This is a genomic window from Pseudoduganella sp. GW821-FHT11H04, assembly GCF_058807935.1.
Genome location: NZ_JBXARE010000001.1, coordinates 197,773 through 220,814, shown reverse-complemented (window position 1 = coordinate 220,814; position 23,042 = coordinate 197,773). Strand labels below are relative to the sequence as shown.

At 62.0% G+C, this 23,042-nt stretch carries 18 protein-coding genes and 1 pseudogene; 11 read left to right on the top strand and 8 right to left on the bottom strand.

Features of this window, described 5'->3' with window-relative positions:
* Nucleotides 1-49: 49 nt before the first annotated feature.
* On the top strand, nucleotides 50-559 hold the full coding sequence (locus tag AC1RTP_RS01030; protein WP_498604118.1) for a GAF domain-containing protein: 510 nt from the start codon (nucleotides 50-52) through the stop codon (nucleotides 557-559).
* A 124-nt stretch (nucleotides 560-683) separates the two neighbouring features.
* On the opposite strand, the gene AC1RTP_RS01025 is transcribed toward AC1RTP_RS01030, so the two are convergent.
* Nucleotides 684-1,451 carry a sulfite exporter TauE/SafE family protein gene (locus AC1RTP_RS01025; protein ID WP_498604117.1) on the bottom strand — a complete coding sequence of 256 codons (768 nt, stop codon included), beginning with the start codon at nucleotides 1,449-1,451 and terminating at the stop codon, nucleotides 684-686.
* 86 nt (nucleotides 1,452-1,537) lie between these two features.
* Here AC1RTP_RS01025 and AC1RTP_RS01020 point away from each other — a divergent pair, with 86 nt between their 5' ends.
* Nucleotides 1,538-2,422 carry a LysR family transcriptional regulator gene (locus AC1RTP_RS01020; RefSeq protein WP_498604116.1) on the top strand — a complete coding sequence of 295 codons (885 nt, stop codon included), beginning with the start codon at nucleotides 1,538-1,540 and terminating at the stop codon, nucleotides 2,420-2,422.
* Here AC1RTP_RS01020 and AC1RTP_RS01015 read toward each other — a convergent pair.
* Both AC1RTP_RS01015 and AC1RTP_RS01010 read right to left on the bottom strand, forming a co-directional pair.
* Nucleotides 2,411-3,208 carry an HDOD domain-containing protein gene (locus tag AC1RTP_RS01015; protein WP_498604115.1) on the bottom strand — a complete coding sequence of 266 codons (798 nt, stop codon included), beginning with the start codon at nucleotides 3,206-3,208 and terminating at the stop codon, nucleotides 2,411-2,413. The genes AC1RTP_RS01020 and AC1RTP_RS01015 overlap by 12 nt on opposite strands.
* A 47-nt stretch (nucleotides 3,209-3,255) precedes the next feature.
* Nucleotides 3,256-5,289: a methyl-accepting chemotaxis protein gene (locus AC1RTP_RS01010; protein WP_498604114.1), complete on the bottom strand. Its 2,034-nt coding sequence runs from the start codon at nucleotides 5,287-5,289 to the stop codon at nucleotides 3,256-3,258.
* Nucleotides 5,290-5,522: 233 nt separating this feature from the next.
* On the opposite strand from AC1RTP_RS01010, the gene AC1RTP_RS01005 reads away from it, so the two are divergent.
* Nucleotides 5,523-5,885 (top strand): hypothetical protein, encoded by a 363-nt coding sequence (locus AC1RTP_RS01005; protein ID WP_498604113.1) that lies wholly within the window; start codon nucleotides 5,523-5,525, stop codon nucleotides 5,883-5,885.
* Nucleotides 5,886-5,946: 61 nt separating this feature from the next.
* On the opposite strand, the gene ltrA is transcribed toward AC1RTP_RS01005, so the two are convergent.
* Nucleotides 5,947-7,317 carry a group II intron reverse transcriptase/maturase gene (gene ltrA / locus AC1RTP_RS01000; protein WP_498604111.1) on the bottom strand — a complete coding sequence of 457 codons (1,371 nt, stop codon included), beginning with the start codon at nucleotides 7,315-7,317 and terminating at the stop codon, nucleotides 5,947-5,949.
* A gap of 438 nt (nucleotides 7,318-7,755) precedes the next feature.
* The gene (locus AC1RTP_RS00995; protein WP_498604110.1) at nucleotides 7,756-8,973 is read right to left on the bottom strand and encodes an RNA-guided endonuclease InsQ/TnpB family protein; all 1,218 of its coding nucleotides are present in this window, start codon (nucleotides 8,971-8,973) and stop codon (nucleotides 7,756-7,758) included.
* 21 nt (nucleotides 8,974-8,994) lie between these two features.
* Between AC1RTP_RS00995 and tnpA the strand changes: the two are divergent.
* From tnpA to AC1RTP_RS00975, 4 genes and pseudogenes are all read left to right on the top strand, one after another.
* Nucleotides 8,995-9,412 (top strand): annotated as a pseudogene (tnpA, locus tag AC1RTP_RS00990) (IS200/IS605 family transposase).
* Nucleotides 9,413-9,491: 79 nt separating this feature from the next.
* Nucleotides 9,492-9,734 carry a hypothetical protein gene (locus AC1RTP_RS00985; protein ID WP_498604109.1) on the top strand — a complete coding sequence of 81 codons (243 nt, stop codon included), beginning with the start codon at nucleotides 9,492-9,494 and terminating at the stop codon, nucleotides 9,732-9,734.
* A 90-nt stretch (nucleotides 9,735-9,824) separates the two neighbouring features.
* Nucleotides 9,825-13,001: a ligand-binding sensor domain-containing diguanylate cyclase gene (locus AC1RTP_RS00980; protein ID WP_498604108.1), complete on the top strand. Its 3,177-nt coding sequence runs from the start codon at nucleotides 9,825-9,827 to the stop codon at nucleotides 12,999-13,001.
* A gap of 45 nt (nucleotides 13,002-13,046) precedes the next feature.
* The gene (locus AC1RTP_RS00975; RefSeq protein ID WP_498604106.1) at nucleotides 13,047-13,922 is read left to right on the top strand and encodes a phosphate/phosphite/phosphonate ABC transporter substrate-binding protein; all 876 of its coding nucleotides are present in this window, start codon (nucleotides 13,047-13,049) and stop codon (nucleotides 13,920-13,922) included.
* A 6-nt stretch (nucleotides 13,923-13,928) separates the two neighbouring features.
* On the opposite strand, the gene AC1RTP_RS00970 is transcribed toward AC1RTP_RS00975, so the two are convergent.
* Both AC1RTP_RS00970 and AC1RTP_RS00965 read right to left on the bottom strand, forming a co-directional pair.
* Nucleotides 13,929-15,872, bottom strand: coding sequence for an ATP-binding protein (locus tag AC1RTP_RS00970; protein WP_498604105.1), 1,944 nt, complete (start codon nucleotides 15,870-15,872; stop codon nucleotides 13,929-13,931).
* A 5-nt stretch (nucleotides 15,873-15,877) separates the two neighbouring features.
* Nucleotides 15,878-16,960, bottom strand: coding sequence for a porin (locus AC1RTP_RS00965; protein WP_498604104.1), 1,083 nt, complete (start codon nucleotides 16,958-16,960; stop codon nucleotides 15,878-15,880).
* Nucleotides 16,961-17,094: 134 nt separating this feature from the next.
* On the opposite strand from AC1RTP_RS00965, the gene mutS reads away from it, so the two are divergent.
* Nucleotides 17,095-19,767, top strand: coding sequence for a DNA mismatch repair protein MutS (gene mutS, locus AC1RTP_RS00960; RefSeq protein ID WP_498604102.1), 2,673 nt, complete (start codon nucleotides 17,095-17,097; stop codon nucleotides 19,765-19,767).
* Nucleotides 19,764-20,699 (top strand): hypothetical protein, encoded by a 936-nt coding sequence (locus AC1RTP_RS00955; RefSeq protein ID WP_498604101.1) that lies wholly within the window; start codon nucleotides 19,764-19,766, stop codon nucleotides 20,697-20,699. The genes mutS and AC1RTP_RS00955 overlap by 4 nt, the downstream gene beginning before the upstream one ends.
* 3 nt (nucleotides 20,700-20,702) lie before the next feature.
* Here the strand turns inward: AC1RTP_RS00955 and AC1RTP_RS00950 are convergent, their stop codons facing one another.
* Entirely contained in the window at nucleotides 20,703-21,248 is a 546-nt protein-coding gene (locus AC1RTP_RS00950) for an FKBP-type peptidyl-prolyl cis-trans isomerase (protein ID WP_498604100.1), read from the bottom strand.
* Between the two features lie 58 nt (nucleotides 21,249-21,306).
* On the opposite strand from AC1RTP_RS00950, the gene AC1RTP_RS00945 reads away from it, so the two are divergent.
* Both AC1RTP_RS00945 and AC1RTP_RS00940 read left to right on the top strand, forming a co-directional pair.
* Nucleotides 21,307-22,431, top strand: a complete 1,125-nt coding sequence (locus AC1RTP_RS00945; RefSeq protein ID WP_498604098.1) for a ribosomal protein uL16 3-hydroxylase — start codon at nucleotides 21,307-21,309, stop codon at nucleotides 22,429-22,431.
* A 12-nt stretch (nucleotides 22,432-22,443) separates the two neighbouring features.
* Nucleotides 22,444-22,914, top strand: a complete 471-nt coding sequence (locus tag AC1RTP_RS00940) for a DUF7931 domain-containing protein (protein ID WP_498604097.1) — start codon at nucleotides 22,444-22,446, stop codon at nucleotides 22,912-22,914.
* Nucleotides 22,915-23,042 lie beyond the last annotated feature (128 nt).

Genomic DNA, 23,042 nt, shown 5'->3' with positions numbered 1-23,042 from the left:
CGCCAACTGGTAAGATGTCGGCCACCTAAGTAACATAGCGGATTGCCAAATGTCCTTTTCCCTCAGCGAAACTACCTACAGCACCGATACCCCGGAAGCCAAGCGCGCCATGTATGAAGACCTGCGCTCCCAACTGGGCGGCCTGGTGCACGGCGAGCACGATTGGATTGCCAATACGGCAAATGCCAGCTCGCTGGTATTCAACAGCATGCCTGGCCTGAACTGGGCGGGCTTCTATTTCATGCAAGGTCCGGATGAGCTCGTGCTGGGCCCGTTCCAGGGTAAACCTGCTTGCATCCGCATCAAAAAAGGCCGCGGCGTGTGCGGCACGACCGTTGAGAAACGCGCTACCAGCGTGGTGGAAGACGTGCATGCCTTCCCTGGCCATATCGCCTGCGATGCCGCTTCCCGTTCGGAACTCGTGGTGCCGATCTTCGATAAGGAAGGCGCCGTCATCGGCGTCTTCGACCTCGACAGCCCACTGCCTGGACGCTTCGATGCGGTCGACGCCGAAGGCATCGAATCCCTCGTCCGCATCCTCGAGCAATCCCGCGTTTAACTGTCGTTCGGCCCAGCCTGGGCCGAGGAACGCCGCGCTATCACGTTAACGACGATGCTGGCGATGACGCCCAGCGTTCCAATGGTTTCCAACAAGGCGTTCAGCATATTTCTCTCCCTCGGTTTCAGCGCTGCAGCAGCGCAGGTGCGTAGGCCTTCATGAAGAACGCCAGGGTGATACAACAGGTAGCCAGCAGCGTGAAGGCGCGGATGACGCTGGCCGGGGCGCGGCGGCCGAGGTGGGCGCCGCCGTAACCGCCGATCACGGCCCCCGCGAGCATTGCCAGCGTCAATGGCCAGTACACCGCCCCGCCCACACTGAAGGCCAGCACGGCCACCGCATTCGCCGAACTGACAAGCAAGGTGCGCGGCGCATTCAAGGCCTTCAGGTCGCGTTTGTCGATCGGTCCCCACATCGCCATCATCATGATCCCGACCGCACCTCCGAAATAGCCGCCGTACACACCGAGCGCGAACTGCACCGCCAGCACCGCATGTGGGCGCACCTGCCACCGTGTGCGCAAGGCCTCGCCAAGGCGGCGTCCAAACGCCAGCGTCAGGGAGGCTGCCAGCAACAGCCAGGGCAACACAAAAGTGAAGGCCGTGGAGGAAGTCCGCAGCAGCAACAAGGCTCCGGCAAGGCCGCCGCACAGTGTCGCCACCATCATCGTCCGCAGCGGCACGCCGCCTACCGGCTGCAAGCCGTCGCGATAAGCCCAGACGCTCGCCAGGCCTCCCGGCAGCAGCGCGACCGTGCTGGAAGCATTCGCCTGAACCGGTGGCACACCCGCCGCCATCATGGCCGGCAGGCTGACGAAGGAGCCGCCGCCAGCCAGTGCATTCATCGCACCAGCCAGTATTCCCGCTGTAAATGTCGTGATTATCGCTTCCATAAAAGCGATGTTAGTCGGCAGCCGGAACTCCCACAATCTGGCAATTCCGGTGCTACACTTCGGAAATTCCGAATGCTGGAGGCATTATGCGCTTTGACCTGACCGATATGCGGCTGTTCCTGACAGTAGTGGAATGCGGCAGCCTGACCCAGGGCGCGCGCGCCATGCACCTGGCGCTGGCTTCGGTCAGCGAACGTATTGCCGGCATGGAGGAGACGCTCGGCGCGGCACTACTTGAACGCAACCGGCGCGGCGTACGCACCACTGCCGCCGGCGACGCCCTGGTCCGCCATGCGCGTTCCATCCTGGGCCAGGTAGAGCAGATGCGCGGCGAACTGCGTACTTACGCAACGGGCTTGAAAGGCCGCATCCGCGTGATGACCAACACCGCCGCCATGGCCGCCTTCCTGCCGCCGCACCTGTGCCGCTTCCTCGCAGCGCATCGCGACCTGTCGATTGATTTGCTGGAGCGGCCAAGCGCGGAGATCGTGCATTCGATGGTGGACCGCCGCGCCGACCTGGGCATCGTCGCGGACATCACGGACTTCGGTCCGCTGCAAACGCATTTGATCGCCAGCGACCAGCTGGTGGTGGCGGCCAGCCACGCGCATCGCCTGGCGCGCGAATCGTCCGTGACGTTTGCCGACATCATCGGCGAGCCTATCGTAGGCATTGCGGATACCGCCCTCGAGGTGCACCTGGCGGAACGCGCATCGCGCCTGGGCCGCCAGCTCGATTACCGCATCCAGCTGCGCAATATCGAAAATGTGGCCATGCATGTGGAAGCCGGCATCGGCATTTCCATTCTCTCAGGCGCACTGGCGGGCCAACTGCGGCGCGACCTGGCGATTGTGCCGCTGGCCGAGCCTTGGGCCACGCGCAGGCTGTTCCTTTGCGCGCGCGAGTTCGGGGAGTTGACGCCGCATGCCAGCCTGCTGGCGCAGCAATTGATGCAGGCCTCAGGCAAGTAAGGCAGCGCCCATCGAGCGCGCTTCGTTGGCGGCAACGTCAAGCAAGTCGGCCAGGCCCGGGAAAGTATCCAGGCATTGCACGATGTCCGTGCGCCGCACCAGGTAATCGTCCTGAGATACTGGCAGCGGCGAGAGCACAGGGCACAGATGGCGCGCCAGCAAAAGCGTGTCGCGCAAACCAGCCGGCGGCAGGCTGATGGCGCCATCGCGCAAGCTGATGATGGCAGCAGCCACCGGCTCCGGCACATCGAGTTTGCGCAGCACTCCCCGCGCGACAATCTCCTGCACCGGACCTAAACGATTACCCATTTCATCAAGCAAGCCAGGCACCTGGTCCGCTTGCGACAGCAGGTAGAAGTTTCCCGCCTCGTGCACGATGCCGGCAAACAGCGCAGTATCCGGATCGCTGCGGGTGATGTGGCGTGCCACCTGGTAAGCAATGGCCGCTACATGGGCCGAATACTTCCAGAGCTGCTCGGCGCTCTCGCGCAGTGCGCGATCGCGGATGCGGGCGCCAAACTGGCGCACTACCATCGATGCCGCCAGCGAATACAGGTTGCGGTAGCCCAGGCGCTGAACTGCCGCGCGGGCGCTGGTAACAGGCGGCCCGCCATTGCGACGGAACACCGCGGTATTGGCCAGCGCCACAGCGCGCGCCGCCAGCACAGGTTCGCCCAGCACCCTGCGCGCGATTTCATCATCGTGGCAATCGGGATCGGCCAGGGACATCTGCAAGGACAGCGCGGCATTGACGCTGGTGGGGAACACCAGTTCCCCACGCTGCATTTCTGAAATAACGGTCGCTAAGTCCCTGAGCTTTTCCATGCAGGAAATTATACCGAGGCCGCCCGTAAGGCGCGCACATTGCTTGGCGCGCGCCGCTTGGCGGCCGCGGGCGCCAGCCGCGCTGCCAGCGCCGCCGTACCGCTATCCTCGTTCCCCAGCGTGAAGATGCTGATTGATTTCACCAGCAACTGCGCCTGGTCCTGCAGGCTGGCCGAAGCAGCCGCCGTCTCTTCCACCAGCGCCGCGTTCTGCTGCGTGGTGTCGTCCATCTGGGTCACGGCCATATTGATTTGCTCGATGCCGTTGCCCTGCTCGGCCGAGGCGGTGGCGATATCCTGCATGATGGCGGTGACGCTCTGCACGCTCTTCAGCACCTCCTCCATCGCGCGTCCCGCTTCGCCGACCAGGCGGTTGCCGGTTTCGACGCGGTCGACGCTGTGATTGATCAAGTCCTTGATCTCCTTGGCCGCCGAGGCCGAGCGCTGCGCCAGGTTGCGCACTTCGGATGCCACCACGGCAAAGCCACGGCCCTGTTCACCGGCGCGCGCCGCTTCCACCGCAGCATTCAGCGCCAGGATATTGGTCTGGAAGGCGATGCCATCGATCACGCCGATGATGTCGACGATCTTGCGCGAGCTGTCGTTGATCTCACCCATGGTCGTCACGACCTGCGACACCACGGCGCCGCCCTTGCTGGCCACGTCCGCCGCGCTGTGCACCAGCTGGTTGGCCTGGCGCGCATTATCGGCATTCTGTTTGACGGTGGAAGTCAGTTCTTCCATCGAGGATGCGGTTTCCTCCAGGTTGGAGGCCTGCGACTCCAGGCGCGACGATACGTCCGCATTGCCGGTGGCGATATCGCGGCTGGCGGCATTGATCTGGTCCACGCTGGCGCGCACGTCGGACACGATGCAGCGCAAGCTCTCGCTCATGGTTTTGAGGGAGCGCAGCAACTGCCCTACTTCATTGGGCGGTCCCACATCGAAATCGCTATCGAGCTTTCCCTTCGCTACTTCATCCGCCACGGCGATAGCGTTTTGCAGCGGCACCGTCACCGAACGCGCGATCAGCACACAGATCCAGCCCGCCAGGGCAAACAGGCCCACCATGGAAATGATCATGACCCAGCGCTGCTCGGTAAAGCCGGCAATTTTCTCTTTCAGCATGCTGTCGATTTCCTTGGCCGCTGCTTCATTGACGGCGAACTGCATGTCGATAGCGGCTGTACATTTTTCCACCCACTCAGCGCCTGAATAAGTCAGCGGGTCAGCCTTCACGATCTGCTCCGTGCCCAGCTCCACAATCTTCCGCGCCGCATCGGCCGCTTCACGCAGCTTAGCGCCCAGCTTTTTGTCGATATCGGGATTGGCCGAAGCGGCCTTGCCGAAGGCGGTCATGGTCTGGTCGAGCCGGTCCGTCACGCGCGACATGATGGCGGCCTCCGTCATGCGGTCTTCCGCCGAGGCTTCCTTCTTCGCCAACAGGCCAGCGCCCTTGGCGCGCGTCTTGCCGGTTTCCTCTGTCAGCCATGGCAACTGGTAGAACATGGACTGGATTAACTGATAGCTGTCTTTGTCCGGATCGAGGCTCAAGCCGTAGGCATCGCCGATCAGCTCATTCACTTTGAGCAGCTTTGGAATAAGGCCGGTATGCCCCGTATAGCTTTGCGGTACGGTGATCTTGCCCTCCGCTACATTGTTACGCAGCGTTTCCCATTCCTGCTTGGCGGCGGCGAAGGCATCAATGATGGCCTTGTCGCCAATCGTCGCTGCGGCTTTCTCCAGCCTGGCGTAAGCGGCATCGGCTTCCACCTGTTTGGCGCGGCGTTTCTCCTCTACGCCTTTTACACCACCCAGCACCAGCGCCGACAAGCCGCGATGCTGCTGCGTGAACTGCACGACCTTCAGGCCATCCACCACCACCGGCAAGCCAGTGTGTTCATCCTGGTAGGCTTGCAGCACTTTGCCGGCTTCGCGCATGTACAGGTAGGCTGGGATAATCGCCAGCAGCGCTGCGATCAGACCTAGAATCATGAACTTATGGCTCAGCTTGAGCTGGCCCAGGAGGGAGGTTGGATTCATGGCATTTCCCAAAGAAAAGATTGGCAAAAAGTGCGTTGCGGCACCGCGATACCTCTTGCTTTGATCATATGCCGAATTATCGGGCGGCGTTACAATTCGTGAGAATTAACCACAAAAATCTCTTACTCCATCACCATTTCTGTTGCAGCCGCGCGAAACAATTGCCAATGAAGAATTTCACTTTCATGATGCAAGTGCAAGGCCTTTGCTATAGTGCGTTCATGAAATTTTTAATGCCGGTACTGATGCTGATTGTGTCGCTCGCTGCGCAGGCTGACACCGTCACCGTCTACACCAGTGCCAACTTCGCGCCCCTTGTCATCGACGGCACCCGCGGTATTTATCACGAAGCAATCGACTACCTGAACAAGCAGGCTACCGACGGCACCAATTACCGCCTGGCTTACTTGCCGCGCAAGCGCTTGCAGATGCAGCTGGAGGACGGCTCACTCGATGGCATCGTGATAGGCATGATGCCGCAGTGGTTCGATGACGTCGCACAGGGCTCGCTTGCCGGCAAATCGATCGGGCTCACGCTGGGCTATGTCTACCCCGGCATCGACCACTGGTTGATCGGCATAGGGGGCGGCGGTTAGCCGCGCCCCTGCCACACCACCTGGCATGCGGGTCCGCACCAGGCGGTTCGAGAAGTTGAGGTCATGTGAGTCGTGGGAAGCCCAACCCGTCGAAGTATTCGACCGTGAGGACGCGGTTCATTCCAGCCCCGCTGTGCCCCCACCAGCTACCGGCGCCGCCGGCAAGGAGTACCGCCATGTCATGCGAGGCACCGAGGCTGCGGAGACGGTTATACACCGTCCGACCGACGCGCCAGTGCTTGAGCTGAATGGCCCTGAGTCGGTGCCGAATCCATGAGTCAAGGTTCTTGAACGTTTGAGGCGTTTGCGCGAGACGGAAGTAGGACTTCCATCCCGGCAGATACTCCCTCATCTGTTCTGCGACCTGTCTCATGCTCTTGCCACCGACACGCTTGGTGAGAGTCTTGATGCGCTGCTTAAACGTTTTGATCGCCTTGGGGGCAACCGCAATCTTGACCGTGTTCCCCGCCCACCGCCGCAGGCAGTATCCGAGAAACTTACGGCCAAACACGGGACCCACTTCGGTTTTCGATTCGTTTACACGGAGGTGAAGCCGCGCATACAGCTTGCGCATCCAGCAAAGTACCCGCTCGCCAGCCTTTTGACTGCGCACGTAAACGTTACAGTCATCGGCATAGCGCGCAAATCGGTGCCCACGCTGGGTCAAAGCGCGATCCACATCATCCAGCAGGACGTTGGCCAGCAACGGAGACAAAGGACCGCCTTGCGGTGTGCCTTCATCCCGTGCAAGGACCACTCCATCGTTCATGACCCCGACCTCCAGATATCGGCGAATCAGCCGTAGCGCGGCTTTGTCACAAATTCTTTTGGCAAGACGGTCCATCAAGATATCGTGGTTGACCCGATCAAAGAACTTCTCCAAGTCCACGTCTACGACTATCCGGAAGCCCTCCTGTGCATGTCGTTGTGCCTGAAGCACAGCGTCGTGCGCACTGCGGCCCGGCCGGAAGCCGTAACTGAATTCAGAGAACGTCGGGTCGATCAACGGCTGCAGAATCTGCAGTAGCGCTTGCTGAATAAGCCGGTCGGTGACAGTTGGAATACCCAATTCCCGTACTCCGCCAGTGGGCTTTGGAATTTCCACGCGGCGAACGGCTTGGGGCCTGTACGTACCATCGAGGAGTTCCTGCCGTATGCGCGGCCATTGAGTCTTGAGGTATTCAACTGTCTGCTCAATGGACAAACCATCGACGCCAGCACTTCCCTTATTGGCCTTGACACGTTTCCATGCCGCGACCATGTTCTCACGCGATAGAGCCTGCCGAAGCAAGCATTCTCGCCCTAAGCTATCTGCCGTATGCCACGCCGAACAAGCTTCATCACGAAACGCGACGGAACGAGCTTCACCCGCCCCGCCCGCGATTCGTCCAAGTTGCCTCAGCTTCTGATGCAATGCCTGTTCAAGAGTCATCGGTTCCTGCTTTCCTTCTCGTTCAGCCCTTCACCTGACGCTTCACGCCTCACCGGCTTTGCGTCCGGCTACTACGGCCTCTGCTGACTTCTCGCTCCGGCTTGCGCCGTTGCCCTTTCAGGCATAAAGCGAGATCTCCCCAGGTAAGAACGCGATCCTTCCCCGCACAACCGCCAGATCTACGCGACGTCTCCTTGACCACAAGAGCTTCGCAGTGAAGTGCCTGCTCGCCCTGATTGGTCGCGCCTTGTATCTGATTTTTGTCCATCGGCTCACGGTTTCGCTTCGCGCTTCCTTCCCACGCTTGGTCACCCTCACGCAGTTGCGCTACACTTCACTCGCTGTGGTCAGCTCGTGGGAGGACTTTCACCTCCAAGATCGCGCCCATGCTGGGCGCACACTTCCTCCCCGCCCTAAAGGACGGGGATTCCTACGGCGCTACGCAAAGTGATGCGTCGTCGCTTTGGCAGGTTCCTGCTTCGCAGAGTGGCCTGACCGCGCCAACTCTCCACAGGCTAACAAGCGGAGCCCCCGCTCTAAGATGTTGATTGCACCAACCGCATCGGCGTGATTGCAGTATCCGCATGCAGTGCAACGGAACACGGCTTGAGTACACCGGTTATCAGGCGATACATGGCAGCAGCGCGGACAAGTCTGGCTCGTGTGGTGCGGTGGCACCAGCACCAGCGTGCCGCCACACCAAGCCAATTTATAGGACAGCTGCCGCCTGAATTCGCCCCATCCCTGATCCAGGATGCTGCGGTTCAGCCCTCGCTTCTGTCCCATCATTGTGCCAGGCAGCTGCCGCGTGCCCTTGGCTGAGCGCGTCATATTTTTGATCTGCAGATCCTCCAGGCAGACGATAGCGTGGTTTTGGCTAATCGCCGTGCTGGCTTTATGCAGGAAGTCCCTGCGCATATTGGCTATGCGCGCGTGCAATTGCTGTACGCGCGCCTTGGCCTTATGCCAGTTTTTGCTGAACTTTACCTTGCGGCTCATGCGCCGCTGATACTTCGCTAAGTGCTGTTGATGACGTTTAAAGCAGTTCAAAGGCTCGATCGAGGTGCCGTCGTTCAATGTCGCAAAACGGGTAATTCCGACATCGATTCCCACCGCAGACAATACTACCGGCACGCCGGGCTCGACGTCGCGCTGCGACTGGACCGAAATGAACCATTTGCCTGCCACTTGGCTCACCGTCACATTGCGCACTTCACCCAATACGGTGCGGCTGTTCCGGTAACGGAGCCAACCAAGCTTGGGCAGGAAGATGCGGCTATTGCCTTGGTCGAGCTTGATCTGCTTGGCGTCAGGATACCGAAATGCTTCCCTGCCCCCTTTTCGCTTGAAACGAGGGTACGCCGCACGACCGGCAAAGAAGTTCTTGAACGCTTGGTCCAGGTGTTTCAGTGTGTGCTGCAAGGGGTGGCAAGGCGCCTCCCGCAACCATGGCGTCTCCGCTCCATTGCGCCACATGGTCAATTGCCTGGCCATCGCTACATAACCAAGATAGGGCTTGCCGGCTGCATGGTTTTCCTTGAGCAGGGCCAGTGCCTTGTTAAAGACGTAGCGGCAAGCGCCCGCAAAGCAGCACATGGCGCGTCGTTGTCGGCCATTTGGCATCAGCTCAAACCGGTCAGCTTGAAGTCGTAACATCACTTCAGTGTAGTTTGGTCTATAACCAGTTCAAGCGAGCTCCGCCACAAAAGGCTATGCGTTTTTATGATGCATGTGCATTTTGGTCTTTGTCACGAATTGCCGCCGCAATGTGTTCACTAACGAGATTCTGGGCGACCTGCGCCTGATCTTTGCGGGCGTCTGCGCGGACTTTGAAGCGGAACTGATTGAATTCGATGAAGAAGACGATCACGTTCACCTCCTGGTGAACTACCCGCAGAAAGTAGCGGTCTCGCGCTTGGTCAATAGCCTCAAAGGGGCTTCCAGCCGCGTGATCCGGAAGAGAAAATACCCAAGTATCCGACAGAAACTGTGGGTTAGCGCATTGTGTTCACCCTCGTATTTTGCCGGAAGTTGCGGCGGCGCCTCCATTGCCGTCATTCGGCAATATATCGAACAGCAGCAAACCCCGCACTAGCTTGCGAGCAAGGACGGCTTCGCCGTCCGCGCTCTTGACCCCGCCGTAAACGACGGGGTTTGCCGCGCCCTGAATCAATATGGAAAAGCTGCGCCGTGGCCGCATCGATTGCGTGGCGGTGTCGGAATCGGTGGCGCGCTATTTTGTGCGACTGCACGGCCTGGGCAACAGCCTGGCTTTCGTTGACTTGCCAGGCCGCGCGACGGAACGCCGCTTCCTGGTGCCGATAGGCCGCAATGACTTGTTCGACAAAGTCGCGCCAATCGTCAAGCGCATGCGCGACGACCCTCAGTGGCTGCGCATGACGTCGAAGTATCAGTAATTGATCTTCACCTGCGCGCCGTAGGTACGCGGCTCGTTGACTGCCTCCCTGTGTCGAATCATCCTAGCAGACACAACCCAGCATGGCATAATGATAGTTTCCATAAAACCCACACTGGCAATGCCTTCGTTGCTGCGCTCCTCCTTGTTCGCCTGCCTGCTGGCCGCAGGCACTATCGCATCGGCGCAACAGCGTCCGGGCGAAGTGTCATTCCAGCGCATCGCGATGCCGGACCAGGTGCCCGCCCACCTCGGCACGGCCATGGTGCAAGACGCGCAAGGCTTGCTGTGGATTGGCACCCAGGATGGCCTGGTGCGTTACGACGGCTACGGCTACAAGGTATTCCGTCCGCGCGCCGGCGATGCATCCTCCCTTGGCGGCAGCTATATCCGCGCCCTCTATCCCGCGAGCGACGGCCGGCTATGGGTCGGCACCTTCAGCGGCGGCCTGTCCATCTTTGATCCACGCACAGAACACTTCACACAGTACCGCCACGACCCGCGGCGCGCCGACAGCCTGGCCAATGACCGCGTCGACAGCATCGCAGAGCAGTCGGGCGGCGTGATGTGGCTGGCCACTGACAACGGCCTGTCGGTATTCGATCCGGCCACCGGCCAGTTCCGTCATCACCGCCACCTTGATGGCGATAGCAGCAGCCTGGCCAGCAACCAGGTGCGCGCCGTCCTGCTCGACCGCGAAGGCCGCCTTTGGGTGGCCAGCGAAGCAGGCCTGCAACGCTTGCTGGGCGATGGCCGCTTCTCGCCGCCGGTCGGCCCCGCCAACGCAATCCGCCTGTTCCAGGATAGCCAAGGCCGCATCTGGATCGGCAGCTCGCGCCAGGGCGCCGCCGTGCTCAACCCGGCGACCGGCGACGTGCGTATGCTGGCTGGCCTCAACCACTTCTGGATCTACAGCATTGCAGAACCGGTGCCAGGTGAAATCTGGCTCGGCACATTCGGCAAAGGCATCGACGTCGTCGACGGCATCAGCCTGGCCGTGGTCGACCATTTGCAAAACGATAGTGCAAGCAATTCCAGCATCGGCAATGACCGCATCGGCGCCCTGCTGGTCGACCGCTCCGGCCTGGCCTGGGCCGCAACCTGGGGCGGCGGCGTGGCGCTGCACGATCCCGCCAGCCGCGCCTTCATGAGATTGCGCCACAGCCCGTCGAATCCGCAAGGCCCCAGCCACCCAGCCATCGTCCGCGCGCTGGAAGCTGCCGACGGCAGGCTGTGGCTCGGAACCAATGGCAATGGCGTCGACGTGCTCGATGCCGGCGGCAAGCTGGTGGCCGGCTTCCGCCCCGATCCCAAACGCAGCGACACGCTGTCCGACGGCGCCATCACCTGCCTGGCGCAAGGTCCCGATGGCAGCATGTGGGTCGCCACACTGGACGGCACCTTGCACCGCCAGCGCCCCGGCCAGCAAGGCTTCCTGCGCTTCGGCAGCGCGCAAGGCCTGCCCGGCGGGCCAATCCGCAGCATGGTGTTCGACGCAGGCGGTGCGCTATGGACCGGCGCCCAGCAAGGCATGGCCCGCATCGGCAAGGATGGCGCGGTGAGCGCCTGGCGCCATCAGGCCGACGATCCGGAAAGCCTGTCCGGGCGCGAAGTTGAGTCCCTGGCATTCACGCCGGATGGCACGCTTTGGGTCGGCACCAACGATGGCCTGAATGCCTTCGACACCAGGACCGGCAAAGCAAAACGCATCCGGCGCGATCCCGCGCGCACCGACAGCCTGCCCGACAACTGGGTGCCCGACCTGATGGTCGCGAAGGACGGCCAGTTATGGCTCGCGACGCAATCCGGCGCCGCCATCCTGCGCTCCTTCGACGGCAAGACGGCGCACTTCGATGTGCTCTCCACACGCCTGAAGTTACCGCCCCACCCGCCCGAATCCCTGGTGCAGGACGCGCAAGGCCAGGTCTGGCTGGGCAGCCGCGTTCGCATCGATCCGCTGACCTGGCGCTGGCGCAGTTTCGACCGTGCCGACGGCAATGAATTCCGCTCCCTGTATTACGCGAGCCGCGAACGCATGCGCAACGGCGACCTGCTGTTTGGCTCGCCGGAAGGCTTGCTGCGTGTGAGGCCGCAAATGGTGCGCAGCTGGGCCTTCAAGCCCTCGGTCACAGCGACCGCTTTGAGCATCGACGGCGTCGAGCAAGCCGGCGCCGGCGTGATCGCCGAACGCACTTTGTCGCCGAACCAGCGCGACTTGCGCCTGGAATTTGCAGCCCCTGACTTCAGCGCGCCTGAGCAGCAGCAATACCGCTACCGCCTGGATGGCTACGACGCCGGCTGGGTCAACGTCGATGCGCGACAGCGCGTTGCCGCCTACTCCCACCTCCCTCCCGGCGATTACCAATTGCGCGTGCAAGCCAGCAACCGCACCGGCCAATGGAGCCCTCAGGAATGGGCCTTGGCACTGCACGTGCAACCAGCCTTTTACCAGACCTGGTGGTTCCGCAGCACCATGTGGCTGTTGGGCGCCGTTGGCATCGCCTTCCTGTTCCGGCTGCGGCTGCACGCGCTGCGCCGCCGCGGTGAACGCCTGGAACGCCTGGTGGCCGAACGCACCGCCGAACTGGAAGCAGCATCACGCCGCCTGGAGCAAGCCAGCCTGACCGACCCGCTGACCGGCCTTCACAACCGCCGCTACCTGGAGCAAACCATCCAGGCCGACTTCGAACTGGCCGCGCGCCGCCACCGCAGCATGCCGCCGGAACCGCATTCCGACCTGGTGCTGTTCATGCTCGACCTCGACCACTTCAAGCGCGTGAACGACGAATACGGCCACGCTGCCGGCGACGCCGTGCTTCAGCAGACCGCCGGCCTGCTGCGCGAATGCATGCGCAGCTCCGACCACATCGTGCGCTGGGGCGGCGAAGAATTCCTGCTGGTGGCGCGCTTCATCGACCGCAACGACGCGCCCGCGCTGGCCGAGAAAATCCGCCTTGCCGTCGCCGCCCATGATTTCCACATCCCCGGCGGGCAACTACTGCGCAAGACCGTCTCGATCGGCTTCGCCGCCTTCCCCGGCATGCCGGGCCGCCCAAGCGCACTGACACCGGAATCGCTGCAACGCCTGGCCGACGCCGCCCTCTACGCCGCCAAGCACACCTGGCGCGACGCCTGGGTTGGCGTGCAAGCCCGCAGCGGCGAAGGCGGCCTCTCGCGCTTCCTCGCCAACCCAAGCAACGCTATCGAAGCCGGCGACGTCGAACTGCTGGTGCCCGAACAACGCGGCCGCATCGTCAACTGGCATTGACCGGGACGGGAGTATGATGGCCCTTGACGCAAGCGAAAGGGGCCTATGCTGACGAGAAGATCACTACTGGGCATGCTGATGGCGGTGATCGCCTTGTGCGCCAGCCATGCCATGGCCCAGGATAAATCCCAGGACAAAGCCTTGCGCCTGGCGGCAAACCCGAATCTTTCAGCCATCGAGCTGCTGAATAATTTCGGCCCGTTCGCACGCGAACTGGAAAAGGAATTGGGCCTCCCGGTGCGCCTGGTTGCCGGCCGCGACTACGAAGACACACTGCGCCTGCTTAAAGATGGCCAGGTCGACATCGCCGGCACCGGCGCTTTCGGCTACGTGACCGCGCACGACGATTTCGGTGCTCGCCTGCTGGTGCGTTATGTGGAAGACGACGGCGACTCCTACCATTCGATCATCTTTACCCGCCAGGATTCGGGCCTGCGCAGCGTGGCGGAACTGCGCGGCAAACGCTTTGCCTTCACCGACGTCAAGTCCACCTCCGGCTACCTGATGCCTTTGCTGGAGCTGCGCCGCAACGGCATCAACCTGGCCGACCTGGGCAAGGTCGAACACGTGAAAAAGCAGCCCAATGCCGCCATTGCCGTCTACAATAAGCAGGTCGATGCAGGCGCCATGGCCGATAACCAGCTGAATGAGAAATACGGCGTCAAGATCGACGAGCTTCGCATCCTCTGGCGCTCGCCGCCGATTCCGCACGGCGTCTGGATCGCCCGTGCGGACATGGGCGAGGCCGAGGTGCAGCGCATTGCCCAGGCCATCCTGCGCATCTCCCGTAGCGAAGCAGGCCGTAAGGCTCTTGCCACGGCTTCGGTGCGCGGCTTTGCGCCAGCCAACGATGCCGATTTCGCCTTTGTCCGCAGCGCCGCGCGCCAGATGAAGAAAATGCAGTCGGAATCCAAGCCCTGAAACCGGCTACTGCAAAATACAGGGCAAGCCAATCGTGACGCGCGTGCCGGTATCCGACGTACTGTCGATATGCACTTCCCCGCCAAGCGCAGTAACGAGGTTGTGCAGGATGTGCAGCCCCAGCCCCGCATGGCCGGCGCCGCGCCGCGTGGTATAGAACGGCTCGAACACGCGCGCCAGCGCGGACCCTTCGATGCCGCAGCCATTGTCGCGCACAATCACTTCGGCACGGCCCTCGGCCGGGCACCAAAGACGCACCCATAATTGCGGCTGTTCGACGCCATCGAAGGCGTGATCCAGCACATTGTTCAGCAAAGCCACCAGCACTTGCAGCAGCATGCCGGGATAGTTATCCAGCACGATGTTTTCCGCCAGCTCCGCATGGACCTTTACGCCGCGCCGCTGCAGTCGATGCTCAAAGCCTTCCAGCACGGCCCGCACCTGCGGCGCAGCGGCAAACACGCGGCGCTGTTCCTCGCGCTGGTCTGCCGCCACCAGCTTGAATCGTTCGATCAATTGCGCCGCGCGCTCTGCGTTGCGTTCGATGAGCAGCGCCACCTCGTGCGCCTGGCGGTTTGATTGCACCAGGCGGGCGCGCGTCAGCTCACCGCTCTCCAGCGCGCCCGCTAGTTGCTCGTGCAAGTGCGAAAGGCCCGAGGCGGCTGTCAGCATATTGCCGATCGGCGTGTTGAGTTCATGCGCCATGCCGGCAACCAGCTGTCCCAGCGCTGCCTGCTTTTCCGCCTCCACCAGTTGCAGCTGCGTGCTGCGCAAGCGCTCCAGCGACTCCTGCAGGTCGCGGCTGCGCTGCTCCAGTGAGCGCTCCGCGGCCTTGCGCGCAGTGATGTCCTGCAGGACCCAGATGCTGCCTTTCGCCACATCGTCCGGGTCGATCGCCTTGCCCTGGAAGCTGCATTCAACCAGGCTGCCATCCTTGCGCCGGAACGAAGCTTCGCTATAGGTGGCCTGTCCCGCCATGATCGATGGGTAGAGCAGCATGCCCTGCTTTTCGTAGGCCGCGTCCGACTCATAATAGATGCGGGTGCTCTGCCCTTCCAGCTCGGCGATCGTATAGCCAAGCATTTCGGCCCAGCCCCGGTTGCAGCGCAGGATAATGCGGTCGCGTACGAACAAGATGCCGACAATGGCGTTATCGAGGATGGTGCGCTGCTCCAGCAGGCTTTGCTCCAGCGCGTGGGTGCGCTCGGCGATGCGCCGTTCCAGCTCCAGGTTCATGTGGTGCAAGGCCTGTTCGCGCTGTTCGACTTCATGCCCCATGCGATTGACCGCTCGCGCCAGCTCGGCCACCTCGGCGCCGCCCTGTTCCGGCAAGCGGCGCGTGTAGTCGCCGTCGCCAATGGCGCGGCTAGCTGCTGCGGCGCGTTCCAGGTGATGCGTCAGCCACAGGCCGAGCAAGCTCAGAACGACCACGCTGGCGAGAATCTCCAGGCCTGCGATCAAGCTCCCCTGGCGCATCAGGGCGGCCCGGGTTTCGGCAGCGATACGGGTCGAAAGGCCAATGCGCAGAACGCCCAGTTGCTGCCCGCCGACCACCACCGGGCGCTCCGTGCGATATTCTCCCTGTTCCACAGCCTGTTCAACGCTGGCGCTCGGCGCGGCCAAGGCAACACCACGCGCGAGGCCGACGCGCGCCACTTCATGCCCCTCTGCTTCGATAATGCTGGCATAGCTCAATTCACGTTCCTCGCCCTGTATGAAGGCACCGAGAAAGTCCTGCAAGCCGGCATAGTCACGCTCCAGCAGATAAGGCGCGATGGCCGCGTTCAGCATTGGCACCACCTGGTCCAGCGAAGCCTGCACGCTGGCGCGCGCGGCCTTGTCGATCAAGCGGACAGAGTTGGCGATCAATAGCGCCAGCAGCACGAGTTCCACCAGCACGCTGGCCATCACCAGCCGAAAGCGCAGCGAGCGTGGGAGAGGCAGCTTCATGCTGCTCAAAAGGAGTGGCGCAGGCCGCAGCCTACGCCAGTGGGATCGGCGCCCGGGCGGCGCTGCGACAGGGCAGGCACGACCGGATTGGCGTCAAAGTCATATAGCGCCTGGCCATCGTTGAATATACGCGTGTAAAACAGCCCCAGTGTGCTGCGTTTGCTCAGTACATAGTGATACAGCAAGGCTATCTGGCGCGCACCGGTGGCGCCGATATTGGAGGCAGCGCATTGTCCCTTGCCGTCCGCAGCGCCAAAGCATTGCACCGGGCGTGCGAAGCTCAAGTGCAGCATCACGTCATGCTGGCCGTGGCGCCAGGCCGCACCAGCCGTCCAGGCTTGGCGCCATACGGCGCCGTGGCTTGCGCCGAACAGGCCGCGCGAACCCAGCTTGTCCCAGCCTGCACTGATACTCCAGGGCCCCATCGTATAGCGTAGCACCAGCCGGTTTTCCCAATCGCTCGAATCGCCAAGCGCCAGCTTTTGTTGCGCCCTGCGGTTCTCATAAGCCCATCCGGCAAACCATGCGGCCGCCTCATAATTGATGCCAACGCCCAGCGTACGGTCGTTGAGACCTTGCGGCCGCGCCTCGCCGGGTGACCATAGCAAAGTCGGCGACCAGCCGGCCGGCGCGGGAAGCGTGTACTGCACCGAATTGGCAAGGCGGGAGTTCAAGCCCGCGTGCAGGCCGTTCAAAGTGGTCATGACGCCGATGTTATTGGCGATTGACGTCGAGCCGGGCACAAAATTCAAGCGCCCGCCAAGGGCCCGCATGGGAGTGGTCATGAAGCCAAGGCGCACCTGGCCGAGGGGCCCGCCCAGGCCGACAAAGGTGTCGCGCGAATTAAGGCCGCCGCTGCCGGTGTCGACGTTGATGCCGCCTTCGATCTGGAATTGCGCCTTCCAGCCGCCCGCCAGGATTTCGCTGCCTTTGAAGCCGAAACCGGAGCTGTTGCTGCTGACGCGTGACTGGCGGCCGACCGGTCCGGCATGCACGGCTTCCGCCGTAACGTCCAGGGTGCCAAAGGGAGTGACAGGCGTCTGCGCCAGGGCCGGAACCGCAGCCAGCGTGAATATGGGGCCAGTCAACAAGGTTGTCCTTATCATCACCCGCTCCCGCGGCCCGCTGCCGCCCGTCTCTGGATGGTAGCACCATTGCGAAAAGGGTAAAATGGCGGGCTTGATTCCACGCCATAGGGCGTTGCAATACCGACACTGACTCCATGACCACCCTGCCATCCGAAATCAACCCTGAAGCCGTCAAGAACAGCCCGGCCGAAAAAGTAACTCCAATGATGCAGCAATACCTTCGCATCAAGGCCGATTACCCGAACATGCTGGTGTTCTACCGCATGGGCGACTTTTACGAATTGTTCTTCGATGACGCTGAAAAGGCGTCGCGCGTATTGGGCATTACGCTGACGGCGCGCGGCAGCCAGAACGGCGTGCCGATCAAGATGGCGGGCGTGCCTTTCCATTCGCTGGACGGCTACCTGGCCAAACTGGTCAAGGTCGGCGAGTCCTGCGCGATTGCGGAGCAGATCGGCGATCCGGCGCTGGCCAAGGGCCCGGTCGAACGCAAGGTGGTGCGCGTGGTCACGCCGGGCACACTGACGGACTCGGACCTGCTGCCGGAAAAATCGGAACGCCCGCTGCTGGCGATGTCGATGATCAACAACCGCAAGCACATCACTTGCGGCCTGGCCTGGCTGTCGCTGGCCTCCGGCGCGCTGCGCCTGATGGAGTTCACCGGCGACCAGCGCAGCGTCAACGTGCGCCTGCAGCAGGAGCTGGAGCGCATTGCGCCGGCAGAAATCCTGCGCGGCGACGATGCCGACATGTTCGACGATATCTCGATCTGCCACGTCAACAACGTGCCGGCCTGGCACTTCGACGTGGTTCATGGCCACAAGGCGCTGCTGGACCAGTTGACGGTAGCCACCCTGACCGGTTTTGGCGCGGAAGGCCTGGGCGCGGCATTCGGCGCGGCTGGCGCCCTGCTGCGCTATGCACAAAACACCCAGGGCCGCGGCCTGCAGCACGTCAAGAGCCTGACCTGCGAAACGGAAAATGAATACATCGGACTGGACGCGGCCACCCGCCGTAACCTGGAACTGACGGAAACCATCCGCGGCCAGGAATCCCCTACCCTGTTCTCGTTGCTGGACCACTGCCGCACCGCCATGGGCTCGCGCCTGCTGCGCCACTGGCTGCACCACGCGAAGCGCGACCAGTCGGTTGCCCGCGCGCGCCATGACGCCATCGCCGCGCTGATGCAGCATGACACCACCGGTTCGCTGGCCTACCACCTGGCGCAAGTGCCGGACATCGAACGCATCACCACCCGCGTGGCGCTGCTGTCGGCCCGTCCGCGCGACCTGTCCGCCCTGCGCGACGGATTGCAGCAGCTGCCGAAGCTGCAGCACGCCATGCAGCGCGCCCTGAGCCACGACAACGCGCAAGGCCTGTTGGCCAAGCTGCACCACGGCCTGAACGAGCCGGAAGAATGCGTAAGCCTGCTGGTGCGCGCCATCATGCCCGAGCCGGCCACCATGGTGCGCGACGGCGGCGTGATCGCACGCGGCTACGATGCGGAGCTCGATGAACTGCGCGGCCTGTCCGAAAACGCCGGCCAATTCCTGGTCGACCTGGAAACCCGCGAACGCGAACGCACCGGCATCGCCAACCTGCGTGTGGAATACAACCGCGTGCACGGCTTCTACATCGAAGTCACCAACGGCCAGGCCGACAAGGTGCCGGAAGATTACCGCCGCCGCCAGACGCTGAAGAACTGCGAGCGTTACATCACGCCCGAACTGAAAGCATTCGAGGACAAGGCGCTGTCGGCGCAGGACCGCGCCCTGGCGCGCGAGAAGATGCTGTACGACGAGCTGCTGGCCGCGCTGGCGCCGTTCATCGGCCCGCTGCAGGCGATCGCCCAGGCGCTGGCCCAGGTGGACACCCTGTGCGCCCTGGCGGAACACGCGCTGCGCAACAACTGGTGCGCACCGAACCTGGTGGCCGAGCCTTGCATCAATATCGTGGAAGGCCGCCACCCGGTGGTGGAAAACCAGATCGAGCGCTTCATCGCCAACGACTGTAAGTTCATGGCCGACCGCCGCCTGCTGCTGATCACCGGCCCGAACATGGGCGGTAAATCGACCTTCATGCGCCAGGTAGCCCTGATTACCCTGCTGGCCTACGTGGGCAGCTATGTGCCGGCCGCGAGCGCCACCATCGGCCCGATCGACCGCGTCTTCACCCGTATCGGCGCGACCGACGACCTGGCCGGCGGCCGCTCCACCTTCATGGTCGAAATGACCGAAGCGGCCACCATCCTGAACGGCGCCACCGAGCATTCGCTGGTGCTGATGGACGAAATCGGCCGCGGCACTTCAACCTTTGACGGCCTGGCGCTGGCGTGGGCGATTGCACGCCACCTGATCGAGTCGAGCCGCAGCTTCACCCTGTTCGCGACCCACTACTTCGAGCTGACCCAGTTGCCGGAAGCGCATCCGACCGCCGCCAACGTGCACCTGTCGGCAGTGGAACACAAGGATTCCATCGTCTTCCTGCACGCGGTGCAGAACGGCCCTGCCTCGCAAAGCTACGGTTTGCAGGTGGCGCAGCTGGCGGGCGTGCCGCAGCCGGTTATTAAAGCCGCGCGCAAGCACCTGGCCCGCCTGGAAGCGCAAGCGCTGGATGCTACGCCGCAGCTGGACTTGTTCGCAGCACCGGTGGCCGATGCCAACGACGACGAGGCGCCGGTCGCCGTCGCAGCCGATCCACGCGCAGAGGAATTGCTGGCCGCACTGGACGATATCGATCCTGACGCAATGACCCCGCGCGAAGCGCTGGACCGTCTTTACCAGCTGAAGCGCCTGGCGCAGGCATGAAGCCGCAACACGCTCTGGCCGCACTGACTGTGCTGGTCGCGCTGGCCGCGGCGAACGCGCAGGCGCGCGGCGAAAAGGCCGCACAGCGCAAGGGTGAATTCACCTTCGCCCTGCTTGGCCACAACTTCGGCAAGGATGGCGGCGATGCCGAAGTCCGCCGCATGCTGGGCGAGGCCGATCGAACCGACACGGCCTTCATCATCGCCACTGGTATCAAATCCGCCGGCGAACCGTGCACCGACCGCTTGTACGAAGCGCGCCGCGACCTGATGAACGCTGTGGAGCGTCCGCTGGTCGTGCTGCCCGCAGGCAGCGACTGGACCGAATGCCGCAACTCCAACGGTAAATCGAACGCCACCGAACGCCTGAATCGCATCCGTGAGCTGTTCTATCCAGAGCCGGAATCGCTGGGCACGCGCAAGCTGCTCGTGAACCGCCAATCCGCCATTGCCAAATTCCGCGATTACGCCGAGAACTCGTACTGGGAGCAGGACAACATCCTGTTCGTCACCATCAACGTCCCGGCAAAGAACAATCACTACCTCAGTGAGGCAGGACGCAACAGCGAGTATGAAGACCGCATGGTGGCCAACCGTGCATGGCTGCACCGCGCATTCCTGACGGCCAAACGCAAGAAGATGCCGGGAATGGTGCTGGTGATGGACGGTGACATTGGCGCCCATGTGGAGCAAGGCTTCTTCGCCCGGCTGTCGCAAAAGAGGGATGGTTTTACGGAGATCCGCCGCATCGTACGCTCGCAAGCGGACAAATACGCCGGCCAGCTGCTGCTGGTGGATAACCGCAAGCAGGACAAGGCCGCACCTGCGATTGTCTGGAACAAAAACGTCGGCCACCTTTCGCTCGGAGCCGAATGGACGGCGCTGCGGGTGATTCCCGGCAGCGCCGCCCTGTTTACACTAGGCGGTGATTAAACCTTAGTGGAGTGGTTGGCTGCGGAAGTGGTCGCCCTCTTCGCCGTCGTCGCCCTCTTCATCTTCGTGGTGGTGGCCATGGGCGCCGTGCACGTGTTCGTGAGCGATTTCTTCGTCGGTAGCGGCGCGAACGTCCATTACTTTCAGTTCAAAGCGCAGGGCCATGCCGGCCAGCGGGTGATTACCGTCCAGGACCACTTTGTCTTCGGCGATCTCGGTCACGGTGAAAATCATCACGTCGTCGTCTTCGCCGCCTTCTGGCAGGCCTTCGAACTGCATGCCGACTTCCAGCGGCTCCGGCAGGCGCGCGCGCTCTTCCACTTTCAGCAGGTTCGGGTCGTAATCGCCAAAGGCGTCTTCCGGTTCAATCTGGATCGTGGCTGCGTAGCCGACATCTTTGCCGTCCAATTCTTCTTCAATCTTCGGCAGGGTGTTTTCATAGCCACCGTGCAGGTAGACCATAGGCTGGCGACCGTCTTCGATCAGATTGTTCTGTGCGTCGGACAGTTTGTATTCCACCGTCACAACGGTATTCTTGGCGATCTTCATTGAGCTTCCTTTCTTTTCTAAGCTGGGAGGGATTATACCGCTTGCTATAATCGGGCCCATGAAAAAACTCACTCTCCTGGGCGACATCACGCCCGAACAATTCCTGCGCGACTACTGGCACAAGAAGCCGCTGCTGATCCGCCAGGCAGTTCCCGGCTTCAAGCCGCTGCTGCCTTTCGACAAGCTGGCCGAGCTGGCCACCAAGGACTACGTGGAAAGCCGCCTGGTGACCAAGAAGGACGGCAGCTGGGATATGCAGCACGGCCCGCTGAAGTCGCTGCCGGCACGCAGCGAGCGCGAATGGACCATGCTGGTGCAAGGCGTCAACCTGCAGGACGACACGGCGGACGAATTGCTGCGCCAGTTCCGCTTCCTGCCGGACGCGCGCCTGGACGACCTGATGGTGAGTTTCGCCACCGATGGCGGCGGCGTCGGTCCGCACTTCGATTCCTATGACGTCTTCCTGCTGCAAGCCCAGGGCCAGCGCCGCTGGAAAATCAGCGCGCAGAAAGACCTGACCCTGATCGAAGGCCTGCCGCTGAAGATCCTGAAGAAATTCAAAGCGACCGAAGAATTCGTGCTGGAACCGGGCGATATGCTTTACCTGCCGCCGCATTACGCCCACGATGGCGAAGCGATCGGGGATTGCCAGACTTATTCGATTGGTTTCCGCTCGCCGTCCTACCAGGAATTAGGCGAAGCCTTCCTGCAATTCATGGCCGATTCCATCGACCTGCCCGGCCGTTATGCCGACCCGGACCTGGAACCGACCAATAAACCGGCTGAGATTCCAAAAGCCATGCTGTCAAAATTAGCCGATGAATTAAATAAAGTCAGTTTTACTGAAGACGACTTCGCCATTTTCCTGGGTGAATATCTCTCTGAGCCGAAGCACAACGTTTTCTTCCAGCCCTTGGAAAAGCCGCTAACTGCCGGCAAATTCCAGCAAGCTGCTGAGAAACAGGGGGTATCCCTCTCGCGCAAGACGCAAATGCTGTATCGCGGCAAGAACGTCTTCATTAATGGCGAGTCGTTTGCCATGAACAAGGCCGATAAGGCCGCCCTGGAAACCCTGGCAAATACCCGCGGCCTGGATGGAGCCGTGGTGGCAGGCGCTTCCGAAGACGTGCTGGAAGCCCTCTTCGCCTGGTACACGGACGGCTGGCTGGAACTGAATAAATAACGGGAGATCAGGATGGAAAAGCAGCTTTTTGACAGCCGTACCCAATTCCAGGCCCTGCTGCAGGACTGCATTTCCCAAGCCCGCCTGACCCTGCAAATGTTCGACCCCGACTATGAATGGTGGCAGCTGGGGCACTCCAAAACAGATGCCTTGCTGCGCCACTTCCTGCAGCATAAAGGGCAATTGAAGCTGGTAGCCCACAGCAATGCCCACCTGGAGCGCAATGAGCCGCGCTTTCTCAAGCTGCTGGAGGATTATTCGCACCAGATCGAATGCCGCCTGACCACGCGCAGCATCCGCACCCTGACCGACTCCTTCTGCGTAGCCGATGGCGTCACAATCGTACGCAGATTTCATTCCGACCACTTCCGTGGCGAAGCAGATATTAATAATCCTTCGTCAACCCAAACGAGTCTGGAACGTTATGAAGCGATCTGGGCCGAAACCCAGCCAGGTTTACGGCCAGGAACTACTGGATTGTGAGCCAGAAAACTGTAAAATGCTGCGGTTCGACGTTGTCCGGTGATCGCTGCAGTTGCATACAAAACGGCGCGGTAAAAAAATATTGCGTTTTCGCAAAATAGTTGCGCAAACAGCCCGTTTTGCTATTG

Bases quoted from the DNA above. Each gene is read 5' to 3' on its own strand.
- AC1RTP_RS01030 (WP_498604118.1), top strand. From the start codon at position 50: ATGTCCTTTTCCCTCAGCGAAACTACCTACAGCACCGATACCCCGGAA.
- AC1RTP_RS01025 (WP_498604117.1), bottom strand. From the start codon at position 1,451: ATGGAAGCGATAATCACGACATTTACAGCGGGAATACTGGCTGGTGCG.
- AC1RTP_RS01020 (WP_498604116.1), top strand. From the start codon at position 1,538: ATGCGCTTTGACCTGACCGATATGCGGCTGTTCCTGACAGTAGTGGAA.
- AC1RTP_RS01015 (WP_498604115.1), bottom strand. From the start codon at position 3,208: ATGCAGCGTGGGGAACTGGTGTTCCCCACCAGCGTCAATGCCGCGCTG.
- AC1RTP_RS01010 (WP_498604114.1), bottom strand. From the start codon at position 5,289: ATGAATCCAACCTCCCTCCTGGGCCAGCTCAAGCTGAGCCATAAGTTC.
- AC1RTP_RS01005 (WP_498604113.1), top strand. From the start codon at position 5,523: ATGCCGGTACTGATGCTGATTGTGTCGCTCGCTGCGCAGGCTGACACC.
- ltrA (WP_498604111.1), bottom strand. From the start codon at position 7,317: ATGACTCTTGAACAGGCATTGCATCAGAAGCTGAGGCAACTTGGACGA.
- AC1RTP_RS00995 (WP_498604110.1), bottom strand. From the start codon at position 8,973: ATGTTACGACTTCAAGCTGACCGGTTTGAGCTGATGCCAAATGGCCGA.
- AC1RTP_RS00985 (WP_498604109.1), top strand. From the start codon at position 9,492: ATGGAAAAGCTGCGCCGTGGCCGCATCGATTGCGTGGCGGTGTCGGAA.
- AC1RTP_RS00980 (WP_498604108.1), top strand. From the start codon at position 9,825: ATGATAGTTTCCATAAAACCCACACTGGCAATGCCTTCGTTGCTGCGC.
- AC1RTP_RS00975 (WP_498604106.1), top strand. From the start codon at position 13,047: ATGCTGACGAGAAGATCACTACTGGGCATGCTGATGGCGGTGATCGCC.
- AC1RTP_RS00970 (WP_498604105.1), bottom strand. From the start codon at position 15,872: ATGAAGCTGCCTCTCCCACGCTCGCTGCGCTTTCGGCTGGTGATGGCC.
- mutS (WP_498604102.1), top strand. From the start codon at position 17,095: ATGACCACCCTGCCATCCGAAATCAACCCTGAAGCCGTCAAGAACAGC.
- AC1RTP_RS00955 (WP_498604101.1), top strand. From the start codon at position 19,764: ATGAAGCCGCAACACGCTCTGGCCGCACTGACTGTGCTGGTCGCGCTG.
- AC1RTP_RS00950 (WP_498604100.1), bottom strand. From the start codon at position 21,248: ATGAAGATCGCCAAGAATACCGTTGTGACGGTGGAATACAAACTGTCC.
- AC1RTP_RS00945 (WP_498604098.1), top strand. From the start codon at position 21,307: ATGAAAAAACTCACTCTCCTGGGCGACATCACGCCCGAACAATTCCTG.
- AC1RTP_RS00940 (WP_498604097.1), top strand. From the start codon at position 22,444: ATGGAAAAGCAGCTTTTTGACAGCCGTACCCAATTCCAGGCCCTGCTG.